This window comes from Janthinobacterium darwini (genome assembly GCF_051380905.1).
In the GTDB taxonomy this organism is placed as follows: domain Bacteria; phylum Pseudomonadota; class Gammaproteobacteria; order Burkholderiales; family Burkholderiaceae_D; genus Janthinobacterium.
The window spans coordinates 263,019-278,356 of record NZ_JBNYXX010000002.1 but is presented as its reverse complement, the minus strand read 5'-3'; the positions used below and the strand labels follow the sequence as shown (position 1 = coordinate 278,356).

At 61.6% G+C, this 15,338-nt stretch carries 16 protein-coding genes; 14 read left to right on the top strand and 2 right to left on the bottom strand.

Features of this window, described 5'->3' with window-relative positions:
* Positions 1–104: 104 nt before the first annotated feature.
* Complete coding sequence (locus ACQ4WZ_RS16695) at positions 105–1,229, bottom strand: M14 family metallopeptidase (RefSeq protein ID WP_101482857.1); 1,125 nt, start codon at positions 1,227–1,229, stop codon at positions 105–107.
* 141 nt (positions 1,230–1,370) lie between these two features.
* Here ACQ4WZ_RS16695 and ACQ4WZ_RS16690 point away from each other — a divergent pair, with 141 nt between their 5' ends.
* Positions 1,371–1,622: a hypothetical protein gene (locus tag ACQ4WZ_RS16690; protein WP_101482856.1), complete on the top strand. Its 252-nt coding sequence runs from the start codon at positions 1,371–1,373 to the stop codon at positions 1,620–1,622.
* A gap of 115 nt (positions 1,623–1,737) precedes the next feature.
* Here ACQ4WZ_RS16690 and paaX read toward each other — a convergent pair whose 3' ends face one another.
* Positions 1,738–2,667, bottom strand: a complete 930-nt coding sequence (gene paaX, locus ACQ4WZ_RS16685; protein WP_436574000.1) for a phenylacetic acid degradation operon negative regulatory protein PaaX — start codon at positions 2,665–2,667, stop codon at positions 1,738–1,740.
* Positions 2,668–2,933: 266 nt separating this feature from the next.
* Here paaX and paaA point away from each other — a divergent pair, with 266 nt between their 5' ends.
* The 13 genes from paaA (at position 2,934) to ACQ4WZ_RS16620 (ending at position 15,337) form a co-directional block, all read left to right on the top strand.
* Complete coding sequence (gene paaA, locus ACQ4WZ_RS16680) at positions 2,934–3,923, top strand: 1,2-phenylacetyl-CoA epoxidase subunit PaaA (protein ID WP_101482854.1); 990 nt, start codon at positions 2,934–2,936, stop codon at positions 3,921–3,923.
* 28 nt (positions 3,924–3,951) lie between these two features.
* Positions 3,952–4,236, top strand: a complete 285-nt coding sequence (gene paaB, locus ACQ4WZ_RS16675) for a 1,2-phenylacetyl-CoA epoxidase subunit PaaB (protein ID WP_034746356.1) — start codon at positions 3,952–3,954, stop codon at positions 4,234–4,236.
* A gap of 14 nt (positions 4,237–4,250) precedes the next feature.
* Positions 4,251–5,003, top strand: coding sequence for a 1,2-phenylacetyl-CoA epoxidase subunit PaaC (gene paaC, locus ACQ4WZ_RS16670; protein WP_436573999.1), 753 nt, complete (start codon positions 4,251–4,253; stop codon positions 5,001–5,003).
* Complete coding sequence (paaD, locus tag ACQ4WZ_RS16665) at positions 5,003–5,530, top strand: 1,2-phenylacetyl-CoA epoxidase subunit PaaD (RefSeq protein WP_436573998.1); 528 nt, start codon at positions 5,003–5,005, stop codon at positions 5,528–5,530. Before paaC ends, paaD begins: the two co-directional genes overlap by 1 nt.
* 40 nt (positions 5,531–5,570) lie before the next feature.
* Positions 5,571–6,650, top strand: a complete 1,080-nt coding sequence (gene paaE / locus ACQ4WZ_RS16660; RefSeq protein WP_101482851.1) for a 1,2-phenylacetyl-CoA epoxidase subunit PaaE — start codon at positions 5,571–5,573, stop codon at positions 6,648–6,650.
* A 52-nt stretch (positions 6,651–6,702) separates the two neighbouring features.
* Positions 6,703–7,494 carry a 2-(1,2-epoxy-1,2-dihydrophenyl)acetyl-CoA isomerase PaaG gene (gene paaG, locus ACQ4WZ_RS16655; protein WP_436573997.1) on the top strand — a complete coding sequence of 264 codons (792 nt, stop codon included), beginning with the start codon at positions 6,703–6,705 and terminating at the stop codon, positions 7,492–7,494.
* A 1-nt stretch (position 7,495) separates the two neighbouring features.
* Positions 7,496–9,064 carry a 3-hydroxyacyl-CoA dehydrogenase PaaH gene (gene paaH / locus ACQ4WZ_RS16650; protein ID WP_436573996.1) on the top strand — a complete coding sequence of 523 codons (1,569 nt, stop codon included), beginning with the start codon at positions 7,496–7,498 and terminating at the stop codon, positions 9,062–9,064.
* Positions 9,054–9,500: a hydroxyphenylacetyl-CoA thioesterase PaaI gene (gene paaI, locus ACQ4WZ_RS16645; protein WP_101482848.1), complete on the top strand. Its 447-nt coding sequence runs from the start codon at positions 9,054–9,056 to the stop codon at positions 9,498–9,500. Before paaH ends, paaI begins: the two co-directional genes overlap by 11 nt.
* Positions 9,501–9,580: 80 nt before the next feature.
* Positions 9,581–10,909, top strand: a complete 1,329-nt coding sequence (paaK, locus tag ACQ4WZ_RS16640; protein WP_101484734.1) for a phenylacetate--CoA ligase PaaK — start codon at positions 9,581–9,583, stop codon at positions 10,907–10,909.
* 22 nt (positions 10,910–10,931) lie between these two features.
* The gene (gene pcaF / locus ACQ4WZ_RS16635) at positions 10,932–12,137 is read left to right on the top strand and encodes a 3-oxoadipyl-CoA thiolase (RefSeq protein ID WP_101482847.1); all 1,206 of its coding nucleotides are present in this window, start codon (positions 10,932–10,934) and stop codon (positions 12,135–12,137) included.
* An 83-nt stretch (positions 12,138–12,220) separates the two neighbouring features.
* Positions 12,221–13,372 carry an ABC transporter substrate-binding protein gene (locus ACQ4WZ_RS16630; protein WP_101482846.1) on the top strand — a complete coding sequence of 384 codons (1,152 nt, stop codon included), beginning with the start codon at positions 12,221–12,223 and terminating at the stop codon, positions 13,370–13,372.
* A gap of 73 nt (positions 13,373–13,445) precedes the next feature.
* Positions 13,446–14,324: a branched-chain amino acid ABC transporter permease gene (locus ACQ4WZ_RS16625; protein WP_101482845.1), complete on the top strand. Its 879-nt coding sequence runs from the start codon at positions 13,446–13,448 to the stop codon at positions 14,322–14,324.
* The gene (locus ACQ4WZ_RS16620) at positions 14,321–15,337 is read left to right on the top strand and encodes a branched-chain amino acid ABC transporter permease (RefSeq protein WP_101482844.1); all 1,017 of its coding nucleotides are present in this window, start codon (positions 14,321–14,323) and stop codon (positions 15,335–15,337) included. The genes ACQ4WZ_RS16625 and ACQ4WZ_RS16620 overlap by 4 nt, the downstream gene beginning before the upstream one ends.
* Position 15,338 lies beyond the last annotated feature (1 nt).

Genomic DNA, 15,338 nt, shown 5'->3' with positions numbered 1-15,338 from the left:
CGCAAGCCGCGCGTTGCGCGCTGGCATAAAAATACCCCGGCGTGCGGGGCATGGTGTCAAACAGGCAGGACGCCAGCCCTTGCGGGCCGGTTCGCTGCAAGCGCTCAGGCGCGCAGGCTGGCCAGAATAGGCTGCAAGACGGCGGCGCCCAGGGCGGCGCTGCGCGCGCCGCTCCAACCCGTTTGCGCGTCGGGATCGTTGGCATTGTCCTTGAACGGCAATTCCAGGGTCAGCGACAGGCAACCGAAGGCGTGCGTGATGTGGGGCGAACCCATGGTCAGCACTTCCGGCGTGAACGGGCCGTCTTCATAGCCGTGCTCATCCTGGAAGTCGGGACTGGCCACCTTGAAGTCGGCGATGAAGCGGTCTTGCTCGGCTTTTTGTGCCGGCGTGAAATTCTCCAGCGCATCGCTGCCGGCGACGAAGACGTAAGGCAAGCCTTCGTCGCCATGCACGTCGAGGAACAGATCGCAGCCGATTTCATGCATTTTCTGTTTCACCAGGAACACTTCCGGGCTGCGTTCCATCGTCGGCGTCATCCATTCGCGGTTCAGGTTGGCGCCGGCCGCGTTGGTGCGCAGGTTGCCATGCACGGAACCGTCCGGGTTCATGTTCGGCACCACGTAGAAGACGGCATCTTGCAGGCACTGGCGGGCAAAGGGATTGGCCTGGTCCAGCAATGCTTCAAGCATGCCTTCGACAAACCATTCTGCCATCGTTTCACCTGGATGCTGGCGCGCGATGACCCAGACTTTTTTCTCGGCATCGGCGTCGCCGACCACCAGCAGATTCATGTCACGGCCTTCCACGGTGCTGCCCAGGTCGATCAAGCGTACCAGCGGCGATGCTTGCGCGCTGTCGATCAGGGCCAGGTGGCGGTCCCATGGGTACGGTTCGAAGTAGGCGTAATACACGCTTTCTTCTTCCGGCGTGTGTTCGATGGTCATCACCGTGCCGTCAAAGCTGGTTGGCACGCGGAACCAGGTTTCGCGGTCATAGCTGGCCACGGCCTGGTAGTCTTTCCAGCCGTCCGGGTAAGCCGACTTGCCTGCATTCATGAAGCGGATCGTGCACGCTTCGCCTTGCGCGCCTTGCAGGCGGAAATAAAACCACTGCGTGATGTCGGCGTGGGAATCCTTGCGGATGTTCAGCTCGATGGATTGGGCATCGTCGGCGCGCAGCACCTCGATCGCGCCGGCGTCGAATTGCTGGCTGATTTTAATGGTCATGAGTGTTCCTGATAAAAACGTATGGGTTTTGCATCGTGTGCAATGGCGCGATGATACCTGTTTTGCGGTGGCCTTTGTGCTGGCGCAAACGATGACGGATGTACTTTGCTAAGGTGGAAGCTCCAACACGGGGAGAGCATCATGGATGACAACGGCAAACATTTACGCGAACTGGAAAAGAAAGTCAGCGCCCTCAGCGACGCCCTGGCGCACCTGGGCAAGGGAACGACCTTGCAGGAATTGCTGCGCATCCTGCGTTTTCCCGGCTATACGACACCGGCCGAATTCACCTTCAATGCCGCCATTCTCGACACCATGCTGGTGCAGGCCAATGCGCTGGAAAAGCTGGGGCAGGATTTGTTGGCGGGGGCCAAGCAGGTCGTCGCCAAGTAATGAAAGTTTGATAACGACGCTTGCTGAACGCCTGAAAAATGTTCAGGGCAAGGCGCGGGGCCGCAGGCAGAACGAACGTACGCCCAGGCCCTGCAACGCCGCCATGGACGTTTTGTCAGGTGTTCAGGCCGCCGAAACGTTCGTAGAACCAGGGCTCCACGTCTGGCGCGTGCTCATCCTCGCGCCGTAATGTGGCCAGGATATGTTCTTCGGCCGCCGCATAGGTGAGGCGGTACAGGTCGCGCGCCAGCGCATAGGCTTGCGTGCCGGGCCACGGTTCGGGCAGCAGTTCGACGGGCAGTTGCGGATCGTGTAACTGCACGCGGCGGTAGGCGTGCGTCAGCAGCGAGCGGATGACGAAGGCTTGCTCGGCATCGAACACGGGCTCTTCTTGTAGCAGGGTCAGTAGCGGCTGGAAGCTGGCGATGAATTTTTCGTAGCCGGCCATCACTTCCGACAAGTCCCAGCATTCTCCCACCATGTCGCGCAGGGGCCGTGTGCTGACATCCGGCAACTCCGTAGTGTGGCAGACATACAGCTTGCCTTGTACGTCGTTGCGCACGAGGATGTCTTCCAGCGCCTCCGAGTTGCTGGCCGGATGGCCAAAGATGCCGGGAGAGATCAATCCATAGCCAGCCCACAATAATTCCTTGCGCAGCGCCCCCCGCTCGGCGGCGCCGATGCTTCCGGCCGGCCCGATCACCAGGGTCCAGCTGCCATCCCAGTGCACGACCAGTGGCGCATAGATGCGGCGATAAGCGCGCTCAAAGCGGAACAGCGCCTCCGGGCGTATCGTATAGGCGCTACGGCGGCCGTCGCGCTGCGAGCTGAGCCAGCCCTCCTGCGCAAGGCGGAACACGCTGGTGCGCAGCAGGCGGTCATTTACGCCAAATGGTGCCAGCAGGTCGATCAGACTGCCCAGCCAGATGGCGCCGCCGCGCGGCACGATGGCGTCGCCAAAAATGGTCATCACCAGGGACTTCGAGCGCGGTGGGTCGCTTTCCAGGAAATCGGCTATCCATGCCGTGCAGCGGGTGTTCTTCATGTGGTTCCGGTCTGGCCGTGTTGCGGTCGATTCAATAAAAGCAGCAGTTTACTTGGCTGCGCGGGTAGCGCGTCAATAATTTGCAGGAAGCGCTGGTGGCACTTCGCAGTGTTTTCTCATCAGCAATATCATACGCACAAAAAAGCCGCACAAGATACGAATTTTTAAAATGACTCACATCAAGTGTATGCAAATCGTTTTTTGTATCGTATTATCTGTTCATCGCACCGCATTGCTGCGCAAAATCAAGACATGGGAGACAGATCATGTACGCACAAATGGTTGAAACCGGCCTCAAGAACGTCCGTTCCATCGATGACATGGGGGCGGAAGAGCGCGCTTTTCAGGCGCGTATCGACGAAGGCATCAAGATCGAAGCCAAAGACTGGATGCCGGACGCTTACCGCAAGACCCTGATCCGCCAGATTTCACAGCATGCGCATTCGGAAATCGTCGGTCAATTGCCCGAAGGTAACTGGGTCACGCGCGCACCGACCTTGAAACGCAAGTCCATCCTGCTGGCGAAGATTCAGGATGAAGCGGGTCACGGCCTGTACCTGTACAGCGCTGCCGAAACCCTTGGCGTGTCGCGCGACGATCTGCTCGCTGCCTTGCACTCGGGCAAAGCCAAGTATTCCAGCATCTTTAACTATCCCACCCTGTCGTGGGCCGACATGGGCGCCATCGGCTGGCTGGTCGACGGCTCTGCCATCATCAACCAGATTCCCCTCTGCCGCTGCTCGTATGGCCCGTATGCCCGTGCCATGATCCGCGTCTGCAAGGAAGAATCATTCCATGCCCGCCAGGGCTACGACATCATGATGTCACTGTGCAAGGGCACGCCAGAACAGAAAGCCATGGCACAGGATGCGCTGAACCGCTGGTGGTGGCCGTCCTTGATGATGTTCGGTCCGTCCGACGCCGCCTCCGTCAACAGCGCCCAATCGGCGCAATGGCGCATCAAGCTGTTCTCGAATGATGAATTGCGCCAGCGCATGGTCGACCAGACCGTGCCGCAAATCGAGTACCTGGGCTTGACCGTGCCCGATCCCGACCTGAAGTTCAATGCGGAGACGGGCCACTATGAATTTGGCGAAATCGACTGGTCCGAGTTCAACAATGTCCTGAAGGGCAATGGCCCGTGCAACCGCGAGCGCCTGCAAACGCGGGTCAAGGCGTATGAAGACGGTGCATGGTTCCGCGATGCCTTGCTCGCGTATGCAGACAAACAAGCCGCAGTCAAAGCGGCAGCGTAAATACATAAGACAGATAGGGGAGAGCAACATGAGCAAAGAATGGCCATTGTGGGAAGTTTTCATCCGCAGCCAGCACGGCCTGGCGCACAAGCATGTGGGCAGCCTGCACGCCTCCGACGCCACCATGGCGGTCAACCATGCGCGCGACGTCTACACGCGCCGCAATGAAGGCGTGAGCATCTGGGTGGTGCGCGCGGCCGACATCGTGGCCAGCAGCCCCGGTGACAAGGGTGCCCTGTTCGAGCCGTCGAACAGCAAGGTGTACCGCCATCCCACCTTCTTCCCGATGCCGGAAGAAGTCAAGAACCTGTGATGGGAGCGCTTGCAATGGATGACAAAGTCAATTACCTCTTGCGCCTGGGCGACAATGCCCTGATTCTCAGCCAGCAGTTGTCGCAGCTGTGCGGCAAGGGGCCCGCGCTGGAAGAGGACATGGCGCTGACCAATGTGGCGCTCGACCTCCTGGGCCAGACGCGTTTGTGGTTCAGCTATGCGGCCGAACTGGAAAACGCAGGCCGCGACGAAGATGACATCGCCTTTTTGCGCGATGCCCACGACTTCAAGAATTGTTTGCTGCTGGAGCAGCCGAACGGCAATTACGCCGACACCATGATGCGCCAGTTCTTCTTCGATACCTGGCACTACTTCCAGCTGCTGGAACTGGCGAAATGCAGTGATCCACGCATCGTCGAAGTGGCGCAGAAGTCGATCAAGGAAGTGACCTATCACCTGCGCCGCAGCGGTGACCTGATCGTGCGTCTCGGCGACGGTACGGCGGACAGCCATGCCAAGACGCAGGCGGCGGCCGACAAACTGTGGATGTACACGGGCGAGATGTTCAAGTACGACGCCGTCGACCAGGCCATGCTTGCCACCGGCATCGCGCCGCCATCGGACGTGTTGCGCCAGGCCTTCCTCGAACACGTGGCCGAGATTTTCGCCGAAGCCACCTTGACCATGCCGGCGCCCGACGCCTGGATGCAAAAGGGCGGCAAGCAGGGCACGCACACGGAACACCTGGGATTCATCCTGGCCGAGATGCAATTCCTGCAGCGCGCCTATCCCGGGGCGGAGTGGTAATGAACGCGCCCGCGGCTGCGCTGGACGCCGCCCAGGTCTGGGCCTGGCTGGGCGACGTGCCGGACCCGGAAATTCCCGTCATTTCGGTGGTGGACCTGGGCATCGTACGCGCCGTCGACGTGGTCAGCAGCGACGAGTGCATCGTGACGATCACGCCCACCTATTCGGGCTGCCCGGCCATGCAGGTAATCGCCGATGCCGTCACGGATGCCTTGCGCAGCCATGGCGTGGCCAAGGTGACACTGGTGAACCAGCTGGCGCCCGCCTGGACCACGGACTGGATGAGCGAGGCGGGCAAGGCCAAGCTGAAAGGCTATGGCATCGCCCCGCCGCAGCAGCAGGTGATCGACATCAGCGGCTTGAAGGGTGGTGTCAAGCGTCAGCCCATGCCGACGCTGGAGGTGATCTGCCCGAATTGCGGTTCCGCGCACACGCAGCTGACCAGCCAGTTCGGCTCCACGCCCTGCAAGGCCCTGTACAAATGCCTGGCTTGCCGCGAACCGTTTGACTACTTCAAGTGCCACTAAAAAAAACAGGCACACGTTCCGAAGAAACTGGAGATGAAGCATGAGTAAATTTTATCCGCTGTCCGTGGCGAACGTACGCAATGAAACGCGCGACACCATCGCCGTCACTTTCGACGTGCCAGCCGACCTGCAGCAGCAGTTCCGCTTCCAGCAGGGGCAGCACCTGACCCTGCGCGCCAATATCAATGCGGAAGACGTGCGCCGCTCGTATTCCATCTGTTCTGCGGTGCAGGATGGCACTCTGCGTGTGGCCATCAAGCGCACGCCGGGCGGCGCTTTTTCCACCTGGGCGAACGACACCTTGAAGGCTGGCGCCACCATCGAGGTGATGCCGCCCATGGGGCACTTCAACGTGCCGCTCGACTGCGTCAACCGCAAGCACTACCTGGCGTTCGCGGCCGGCAGCGGCATCACGCCCATTCTCTCCATCATCAAGACGACCCTGCTGACGGAACCATTGAGCCGCTTCACCCTGTTCTACGGCAACCGCGCTTCGTCGTCCGTCATCTTCAAGGAAGAATTGACGGATTTGAAGGATGTGTACCTGGAGCGTTTGAACCTGGTGTACGTGATGAGCCGCGAGCAGCAGGACATCGAATTGTTCAATGGCCGCATCACGCAGGAAAAATGCGAACAATTCCTGCAGCACTGGATCAAGGTCGAAGATTACGACAACGCCTTCATCTGCGGCCCGGAAGACATGATGCTGGGCGTCTCCGCCGCCCTGCAGGCGGCCGGCATGCCGAAGCAGAACATCAAGATTGAACTGTTCGCCGCCAGCATCCCGAAAAACGCCCACAAGCCGCGCGCCCAGCTCGACGCGGGCGCCGTGCAGGAAACGGAAGTGACCGTCATCATGGATGGCAACCACACCTCCTTCACGATGGACAAGGACAAGGAATCCATCCTCGATGCGGGCCTGCGCCATGGCATCGACATGCGCTACTCGTGCAAGGGCGGCGTATGCTCGACCTGCCGCTGCAAGATCCTCGATGGCAAGGTCGAAATGGACGTCAACTACGCGCTGGAAGACTATGAAGTAGCGCGCGGCTTCGTCCTCAGCTGTCAGAGTTTCCCGCTCACCGACAAGGTCGTGGTCGACTTCGACCAGGCAGAGTAAAGCCGGCGCAGGGCACGCGCCCCGCCGTACCCATTAAAAAAAACGAGACGCCATGAGCTACCAGAATATCCTCTTCACCATCGAGCAGGGCATCGCCACGCTGACCCTGAATCGTCCCGACAAGCTCAACAGCTTTACCCAGGCCATGCACGAGGAAGTACGCGATGCGATTGCGAAAGTAAACGCCGACGGCTCCGTGCGTGTCTTCGTGCTGACGGGCGCGGGGCGCGGATTTTGCGCAGGCCAGGATTTGTCCGACCGCGCCGTCGAACCAGGTTCGAAGGGCGTGGACCTGGGCGAGTCGGTGGAAAAGAACTATGCGCCGCTGGTGCTGGCCTTGAAAGCACTGCCGATGCCCGTGATTTGCGCCGTCAATGGCGTCGCCGCCGGCGCGGGCGCCAACCTGGCGCTGGCCTGCGACATCGTCATCGCTGGCAAGTCGGCCAGTTTCGTGGAAGTGTTCTGCAAGCTGGGCCTGATTCCCGATACGGGCGGCACTTTCTTCCTGCCACGCTTGATCGGTTCCGCGCGTGCCATCGGCCTGGCCATGCTCGGTGAAAAACTGACGGCGGAAAAAGCGGAAGACTGGGGCCTGATCTGGAAATGCGTAGAGGATGCCCAACTGGTGGAGGAAACGCGCAAGCTGGCCGTGCACTTTTCCACGGCGCCGACCAAGGGCCTGGCGTTCACCAAGCAGGCGCTGGCCGCCAGCGGCGCCAATACCCTGCCGCAGCAGCTGGCGCTGGAAGCGCGCATGATGAGCGAACTCGGTAACAGCGACGATTACCGCGAAGGCGTGGCCGCCTTCATGGAAAAGCGCGCACCGCAATTCAAGGGACACTGATATGACCGCATTGGCAAACAACAGTATCGTTGCCGTCATCGGCAGCGGCGCCATGGGCGCCGGTATCGCACAGGTGGCGGCGGCTGCCGGTTACCGGATAAAACTGTACGACACGCGCGCGGAAGCTGTGAGCAAGGCATTGCTCGATATTGGCAAGATGTACGCAAAGCTGGCGGAAAAGGGCCGCATGACGGTGGACGAAGCGGCCGCCGCCACGGCGCGCCTGCAGGCGGCCGGCAGCCTGGCCGACGTTGCAGATGCCGCGCTGGTGGTGGAAGCCATCGTGGAAAACCTCGACGTCAAGCGCGGCCTGTTCGCCGAACTGGAAGCTGTGGTCAGCGACGACTGCATCCTGGCGACGAACACCTCGTCGATTTCCGTGACGGCCATCGCCGCCAAGCTGCGCCGCCCGGAACGCCTGGTCGGCATGCACTTCTTCAACCCGGTTCCCTTGATGGCGCTGGTGGAAGTGATCAGTGGCCTGGCTACCAGCGAGCAAGTCGCCGCCACCGTGTATGACACGTCGATTGCCTGGGGCAAGAATCCCGTGCATGCGAAATCGACGCCCGGCTTCATCGTCAACCGTGTCGCCCGTCCGTTTTACGCAGAAGGCTGGCGTTTGCTGAGCGAGCAGGCAGGCGATCCCGCCACCATCGACGCGGTTCTGCGCGAAGCGGGCGGTTTCCGCATGGGCCCATTCGAGTTGATGGACCTGATCGGCCACGACGTCAATTTTTCCGTTACCCAATCCGTGTTCGGCGCCTATTTCAACGACCCGCGCTTCACGCCGTCCGTGCTGCAGCAGGAAATGGTCAGCGCCGGTTTCCTGGGTCGCAAATCGGGCCGTGGCTTTTACCAGTATCACGAAGGCGCGCCGGCCCCCGTGGCGCAGGCGGAAAGCGCGCAGCCGAAGCCGGAATTTGTTGCCCTGTCGGCGGCCATCGGCGGCGATGGCCGTGGCCACAGCGGCGTCATTCGCAGCCTGGTGCAGCGCCTGGAGCAGGCGGGCATCACCGTGAGCCGCCGCGTGATGCAGGAAGGCCAGACACACGACGAGGCGCCCGCCCTGCATTGCCATGGCGCCGCGATTTATCTGACCGATGGGCGCAGCGCCACCCAGCGCGCGCACGATAACCAGCATCCGGACACGGTGCTGTTCGACCTGGCGCTCGATTACGCCGGGGCAAAACGCATCGCCGTGGCGCGTGCCGACCAGTGCAGCGATGCCGCCTATGCGGCCGTCGTCGGCCTGTTCCAGGCGGCCGGTTTCATCGTCACGCGCCTGGACGACGTGCCTGGCCTAGCTGTCATGCGCACGGTCGCCATGCTGGCCAACGAGGCAGCCGATGCTGTCAACCAGGGCGTGTGCACGGTGGCTGCCGCCGATATCGCCATGCAGAAGGGCGTCAACTATCCGCGCGGACCGCTGGCCTGGGCCGATGCGGTGGGCATACAACACATCGTGACCGTGCTGCACCACCTGGCGCATGGCTATGGCGAAGACCGCTACCGTGTTTCGCCGCTGCTGCGCCGCAAACTTGCCACTGGAGCGACGTTTCATGCCGAATGAAGATCACAACATGACTGCACAGGCATTGGCCGAAGCGGCGGCCGCTTCCATGCTGTCGCGCGACAACGCCACCGCTGCCATGGGCATCGCCCTGGCCGAGGTGGGCCCCGGCCATGCGCGCATGACGATGACGGTGCGCGCCGACATGCTCAACGGACACCAGACCTGCCACGGCGGTTTCATCTTCGCCCTGGCCGACAGCGCCTTCGCGTTTGCCTGCAACAGCTACAACATGAATACCGTGGGCGCCGGCTGCACCATCGATTACCTGGCGCCGGGCCGCGAGGGCGACGTGCTGACGGCGCACGCGGTCGAACAGGCGCTGGCCGGCAAGAGCGGCGTCTACGACGTCAAGGTCAGCAACCAGGAAGGGCGCGCCATCGCGCTCTTTCGCGGCAAGTCGATCCGTGTGGCGGGTGAAGTCATTAGCGGCTGAGGTGACAAGTGAGGTTACAAGAGCAGCTTCGAACTGCCGCAGCTGATTTGAAAAGTTAAAGAACCAATTAGGAGACAATGATGGTCCAACGTACGCCTTCCCCAAATGACCTCGAGCCGATCGAGCGCGCCAGCAAGGATGAATTGCAGGCGCTGCAGCTTGAACGCATGAAATGGACGCTCAAGCACGCGTATGACAACGTGCCCCATTACCGTGCCGCTTTTGACGAAGCGGGCGTGCATCCGGACGACCTGAAGTCGCTGTCCGACTTGTCGAAATTCCCGTTCACCGATAAAAAAGTCTTGCGTGACAATTACCCGTTTGGCCTGTTCGCCGTGCCGCGCGAGCAAGTTGTGCGCATCCACGCGTCGAGCGGCACCACGGGCAAGGCAACGGTGGTTGGCTACACGCAGAACGACATCGATACCTGGGCCAACGTGGTGGCGCGCTCGATCCGCGCCGGCGGTGGCCGCGCGGGCGACATGGTGCATATCTCCTACGGCTACGGCCTGTTCACGGGCGGCCTGGGTGCGCACTATGGCGCCGAGCGCCTGGGCTGCACCGTCATCCCGATGTCGGGTGGCCAGACGGAAAAGCAGGTACAACTGATCCAGGATTTCAAGCCATCGATTATCATGGTCACGCCGTCGTACATGCTCAACATCATCGAGGAATTCACGCGCCAGGGTCTCGATCCGGCTGAATCGTCACTGAAGGTGGGCATCTTCGGTGCCGAGCCGTGGACCGACGCCATGCGTTCGGAAATCGAAGCGCGCGCCGGCATCGACGCCGTCGACATCTATGGCCTGTCCGAAGTAATGGGGCCTGGCGTGGCTTCCGAATGCATCGAAAGCAAGGACGGTCCCGTCATCTGGGAAGACCATTTTTATCCCGAGATCATCGATCCGGAAACGGGCGAAGTGCTGCCGGATGGCGAAGAGGGCGAACTGGTCTTCACCTCGCTGTCGAAGGAGGCGCTGCCCGTTATCCGCTACCGCACCCGCGACCTTACCCGCTTGCTGCCGCCCACCTCACGCTCGATGCGCCGCATTGGCAAGATCACGGGCCGCTCGGATGACATGCTGATTATCCGCGGCGTGAACGTCTTTCCCACGCAGATCGAAGAGCTGATTTTGAAGATGCCGAAGCTGGCGCCGCAATACCAGCTGGTGGTCACGCGCGACGGCCACCTCGACAAGCTTGAAGTGATCGCCGAGCTGCGTATCGATCTCACTGCCACCATCTCGGCCAGCGAGACCGAAGGTCTGGCGCGCGAGCTGGAACACCGCATCAAGACGCATGTGGGCGTGAGCACGCGCGTGCGCCTGGTGGCCGCCGCCGGCATCGAACGCACCCTGACGGGCAAGGCCCGCCGCGTGGTCGACCAGCGCCCGAAGATTTTCTCCTGATAGCCCGAACAAGGAAACACACATGAACGACGCTTTTATCTGTGACGCCGTACGCACCCCATTTGGCCGCTATGGCGGTGCCCTGGCCGGCGTGCGCGCGGACGACCTGGGCGCGCTGCCGATCGCCGCGCTGATCGCCCGCAACCCGTCCGTCGACTGGTCCGCCATCGACGATGTGTTCTACGGCTGCGCCAACCAGGCGGGCGAGGACAACCGCAACGTCGGCCGCATGGCCGCGCTGCTGGCTGGCTTGCCTGCCTCCGTACCCGCCAATACCATCAATCGCCTGTGCGGCTCCAGCCTGGACGCCGTCGGCATGGCCGCTCGCTCCATCAAGGCGGGCGAGGCGGAACTGATCATCGCCGGCGGCGTGGAAAGCATGACGCGCGCGCCTTTCGTGATGGGCAAGGCTGACAGCGCATTCTCGCGCGCTGCGAAAATTGAAGACACGACCCTGGGCTGGCGCTTCGTCAACGGCAAGATGAAGGCGCAGTACGGCATCGATACCATGCCGGAAACGGCGGAAAACGTGGCCGTGGAATTTGGCATCAGCCGCACCGACCAGGATGCGCTGGCCTTGCGCAGCCAGCAGCGCTGGGCCGCCGCTAACGCGGCTGGCGTCTTCGAGCGCGAAATCGTGCCTGTTGCCGTGCCGCAGAAAAAAGGCGAGCCGAAGATGGTGACAATGGATGAACATCCGCGTCCCGATACTTCGCTGGACATGCTGGCAAAGCTCAAGGGCGTGGTCAAGCCGGATGGCACGGTCACTGCCGGCAATGCCTCGGGCCTGAACGACGGCGCCTGCGCCATCCTGCTGGCGTCCGCCGCTGCCGTGGATAAATACAAATTGACGCCGCGCGCAAAAGTGCTGGGCATGGCCACGGCCGGTCTGGCGCCGCGCATCATGGGCTTTGGACCCTCGCCAGCCTCGCGCAAGGTGCTGGCGCAGACAGGATTGACCATCGAGCAGATGGATGTCATCGAGCTCAATGAAGCGTTTGCGGCGCAGGCACTGGCCGTCACGCGCGACCTGGGCCTGGCTGACGACGCGGCCCACGTGAACCCGAATGGCGGCGCGATTGCCATCGGCCATCCGCTGGGCGCATCGGGCGCGCGGCTGGTGATGGCGGCCCTGAACCAGCTGGAACGCACGGGCGGGCGCTATGCGTTGTGCACCATGTGCATCGGCGTGGGGCAGGGTATTGCTGTAGTAATTGAACGCGTATAACAAAGTAAAAACAAAAAAGGCGCAGGCTTGTAAAAAAGCGCCAACAATACATTGACCGTAGTGCCAACCTGGTGGAGACCACAATGATTGCCAATATTTTCAAGAAAACCCTGATCGCCGGTGTGCTGGCGATGTCCGCTGCGGGCGCGTATGCGGCCGATAACATCAAGATCGGTTCCGTGCTGTCCGTCACGGGACCTGCCGCCTTCCTGGGCGATCCGGAGCTGAAAACCCTGCAGCTGTATATCGAGAAGATCAATGCGGCAGGCGGTGTGCTGGGACGCAAGCTGGAACTGGTGCACTACGATGATGGCAGCGACGCGGCCAAGGCCAACGGTTTTACCAAGCGCCTGATCGAGTCGGACAAGGTCGATGTGCTGATTGGTGGCACCACCACGGGTGCGACGATGGCGATGGCGCCACTGGTGGAGCGCGCCAGCATGCCGTTCATCTCGCTGGCGGGCGCTGTAGTCATTATCGATCCGGTCAAGAAATGGGTGTTCAAGACGCCGCATACGGACCGCATGGCTGCCGAGAAGGTGTTCGAAGACATGAAAAAGCGCGGCATCAGCAAGGTAGGCCTGCTGTCGGAAACGAGCGGCTTCGGCGCCTCGGGCCGCAAGGAATCGCAGATCGTCGCCTCGAAATATGGCATCACGCTGGTGGCCGATGAAACCTATGGACCGAAAGATACGGACATCACGGCGCAGCTCACGCGCATCAAGAACACGGCTGGCGTGCAAGCCGTATTCGTCTTTGGACTGGGCCAGGGCCCTGCGGTCGTGACCAAGAACTATGGCCAGCTGGGCATGGCCGCACTGCCGCTGTATCAGTCGCACGGCGTGGCATCGGACGAGTATCTGAAACTGTCGGGCAAGGCTGCCGAAGGCGTGCGTCTGCCAACGCCGGCCCTGCTGATCGGCGCCATGCTGCCGGACAGCGACGCGCAAAAGGCCATCGTGGTTGGCTACGACAAGACGTATAAAGAGCGCTACAAGATCGATCCGTCGACCTTTGGCGGCTATGCGCTCGATGCCCTGAACCTGTCGGTGGATGCCATCAAGCGCGCAGGGGGAACGGACCGCGAAAAAGTGCGCACGGCGCTGGAACAGACCAAGGGTTTTGTGGGCACCACCGGTGTCTTCAACATGTCGGCCAAAGACCACATGGGCCTGGACCTGTCGGCGTTCCGCATGGTGGAAGTGAAGAACGGCGAATGGCAATTGTCGAAATAATGTAAGCCGGAAGTACCTGCGCGAGGCCGTCCTCGAAGGCGGCCCGCGCATAGCCGAACATAATGGAGACACCATGGAAGTCGCTCAATTTTTACAATTTCTGTATTCCGGGATGACGGTCGGTTCCGCCTACGCGCTGGCGGCGCTGGGCTTCACCATCATCTACAACACCAGCGGCGTGATCAACTTCGCGCAAGGCGAATTCATCATGCTGGGCGGGATGCTGGCCGCCGTGATGTCCGCCGCTGGCGTGCCGCTGCCGCTGGCCATCATCCTGGCCGTCATCGCCACGGGCCTGGTTGGCCTGTTGATGGAAAAAGCCGTGATCGAACCGGCGCAAAATGCGCAGGTCATCACCCTGCTGATCATTACCATCGGCGCCTCGCTGGTGCTGCGTGGCCTGGTGCAAATCTGGCTGGGCAAGGATACGCATACATTGCCAGCCTTTTCCGGCGACGCGCCGATCGAATTCCTGGGCGCCAGCCTGCTGCCGCAAAGCCTGTGGGTGCTGGGTGTCACCGTCGTCATCGTGCTGGTGCTGGGCTGGTTCTTTGGCCGCACGCTGATGGGCAAGGCCATGCTGGCCACATCGCACAACAAGCTGGCCGCGCAACTGGTGGGCATCAACACGCGCAAGGTACTGCTGTTTTCGTTCGGCTTGTCAGCCTTGCTGGGCGCGGCTGGCGGTATTCTGGTCGCACCGATCACCTACACCTCGTATGACGCGGGCATCATGCTGGGTCTGAAAGGTTTTGTCGCCGCCGTACTTGGTGGCCTTGGCGGTGGCGTGGGTGCAATTGCCGGTGGCCTCATTCTCGGCATCGCTGAAGCCATGACGGCCGGCTACATCTCCTCGGCCTACAAGGACGCCGTGCCTTTCGTGCTGATCCTGTTGATTCTGTTCTTCCTGCCGCAAGGCTTGTTTGGTGCTAAAAATTCGGAGCGTGTATGAAGACGCGGTTGCCAACATTCTTTACCCGCTCGCGTCACGGTGGCTTGCTGGTGCTGGCTCTGGTGCTGGCCATCTTGCCGCTGTTCCTCACCAACGCGTTCTACTATGACGTGGCGATCCGCATTGCGCTCAACGCCATCGTCGTCATCGGCCTGAATCTCCTGATGGGCTACACAGGCCAGATCAGCCTGGGCCACGCGGGTTTCTATGGCCTGGGTGCGTACGCGTCGGCCGTGCTGACCACGCACTACAGCTGGCCCCCGTTAGCTGCCCTGGCGGCGGGTGCCGTCGCCACGGGTCTGCTGGCCCTGCTGCTGGCGCGTCCCGTCCTGAAGCTCAAGGGCCATACCCTGGCCATGGCGACCCTGGGCCTGGGCATCATCATTTCCATCGTCATCAACAACGAAACGCAGTGGACGGGCGGCCCGGACGGCATCGGCGTCTCCGCCTTCAGTGTCGCCGGCCTGGAAATCGCCGGTGAAAAATCGTGGTACCTGGTGTGCGCCGTGCTGCTGTTGCTGGTCACGTGGCTGGCACTGAACCTGATCGATTCGCCCGTCGGGCGCGCGCTGCAGGCGATTCACGGCTCGGAAGTGGCGGCACGCGTGGTCGGTGTCGACACGACCCGCTTCAAGGTGCGCGTGTTCGTGCTGTCGGCAGTCATTGCCAGTATTGCAGGCAGCATCAGCGCCCACTACATCGGTTTTATCACCCCCAACCTGGCCGGCTTCTTCCACTCGATCGAGCTGGTGACGATGGTGGTGGTGGGCGGCATGGCATCGATCTTCGGTTCCATCATCGGTGCGGCCCTGCTGACGATCCTGCCGCAACTGCTATCCAGTTTTGAAGGCTGGGAAACGGTGGTGTTCGGCGTGATCCTGATGGCGACCATGATTTTCATGCCGAAAGGTCTCGTACCCAGCCTGGCCAGCCGTTCGCGCAAGCGGGCAGGGGTGCCGCAGGCACCCAAAGCCGACGAAGGCACGGCAAAACCATCGGCACAGGAGGTGTGAA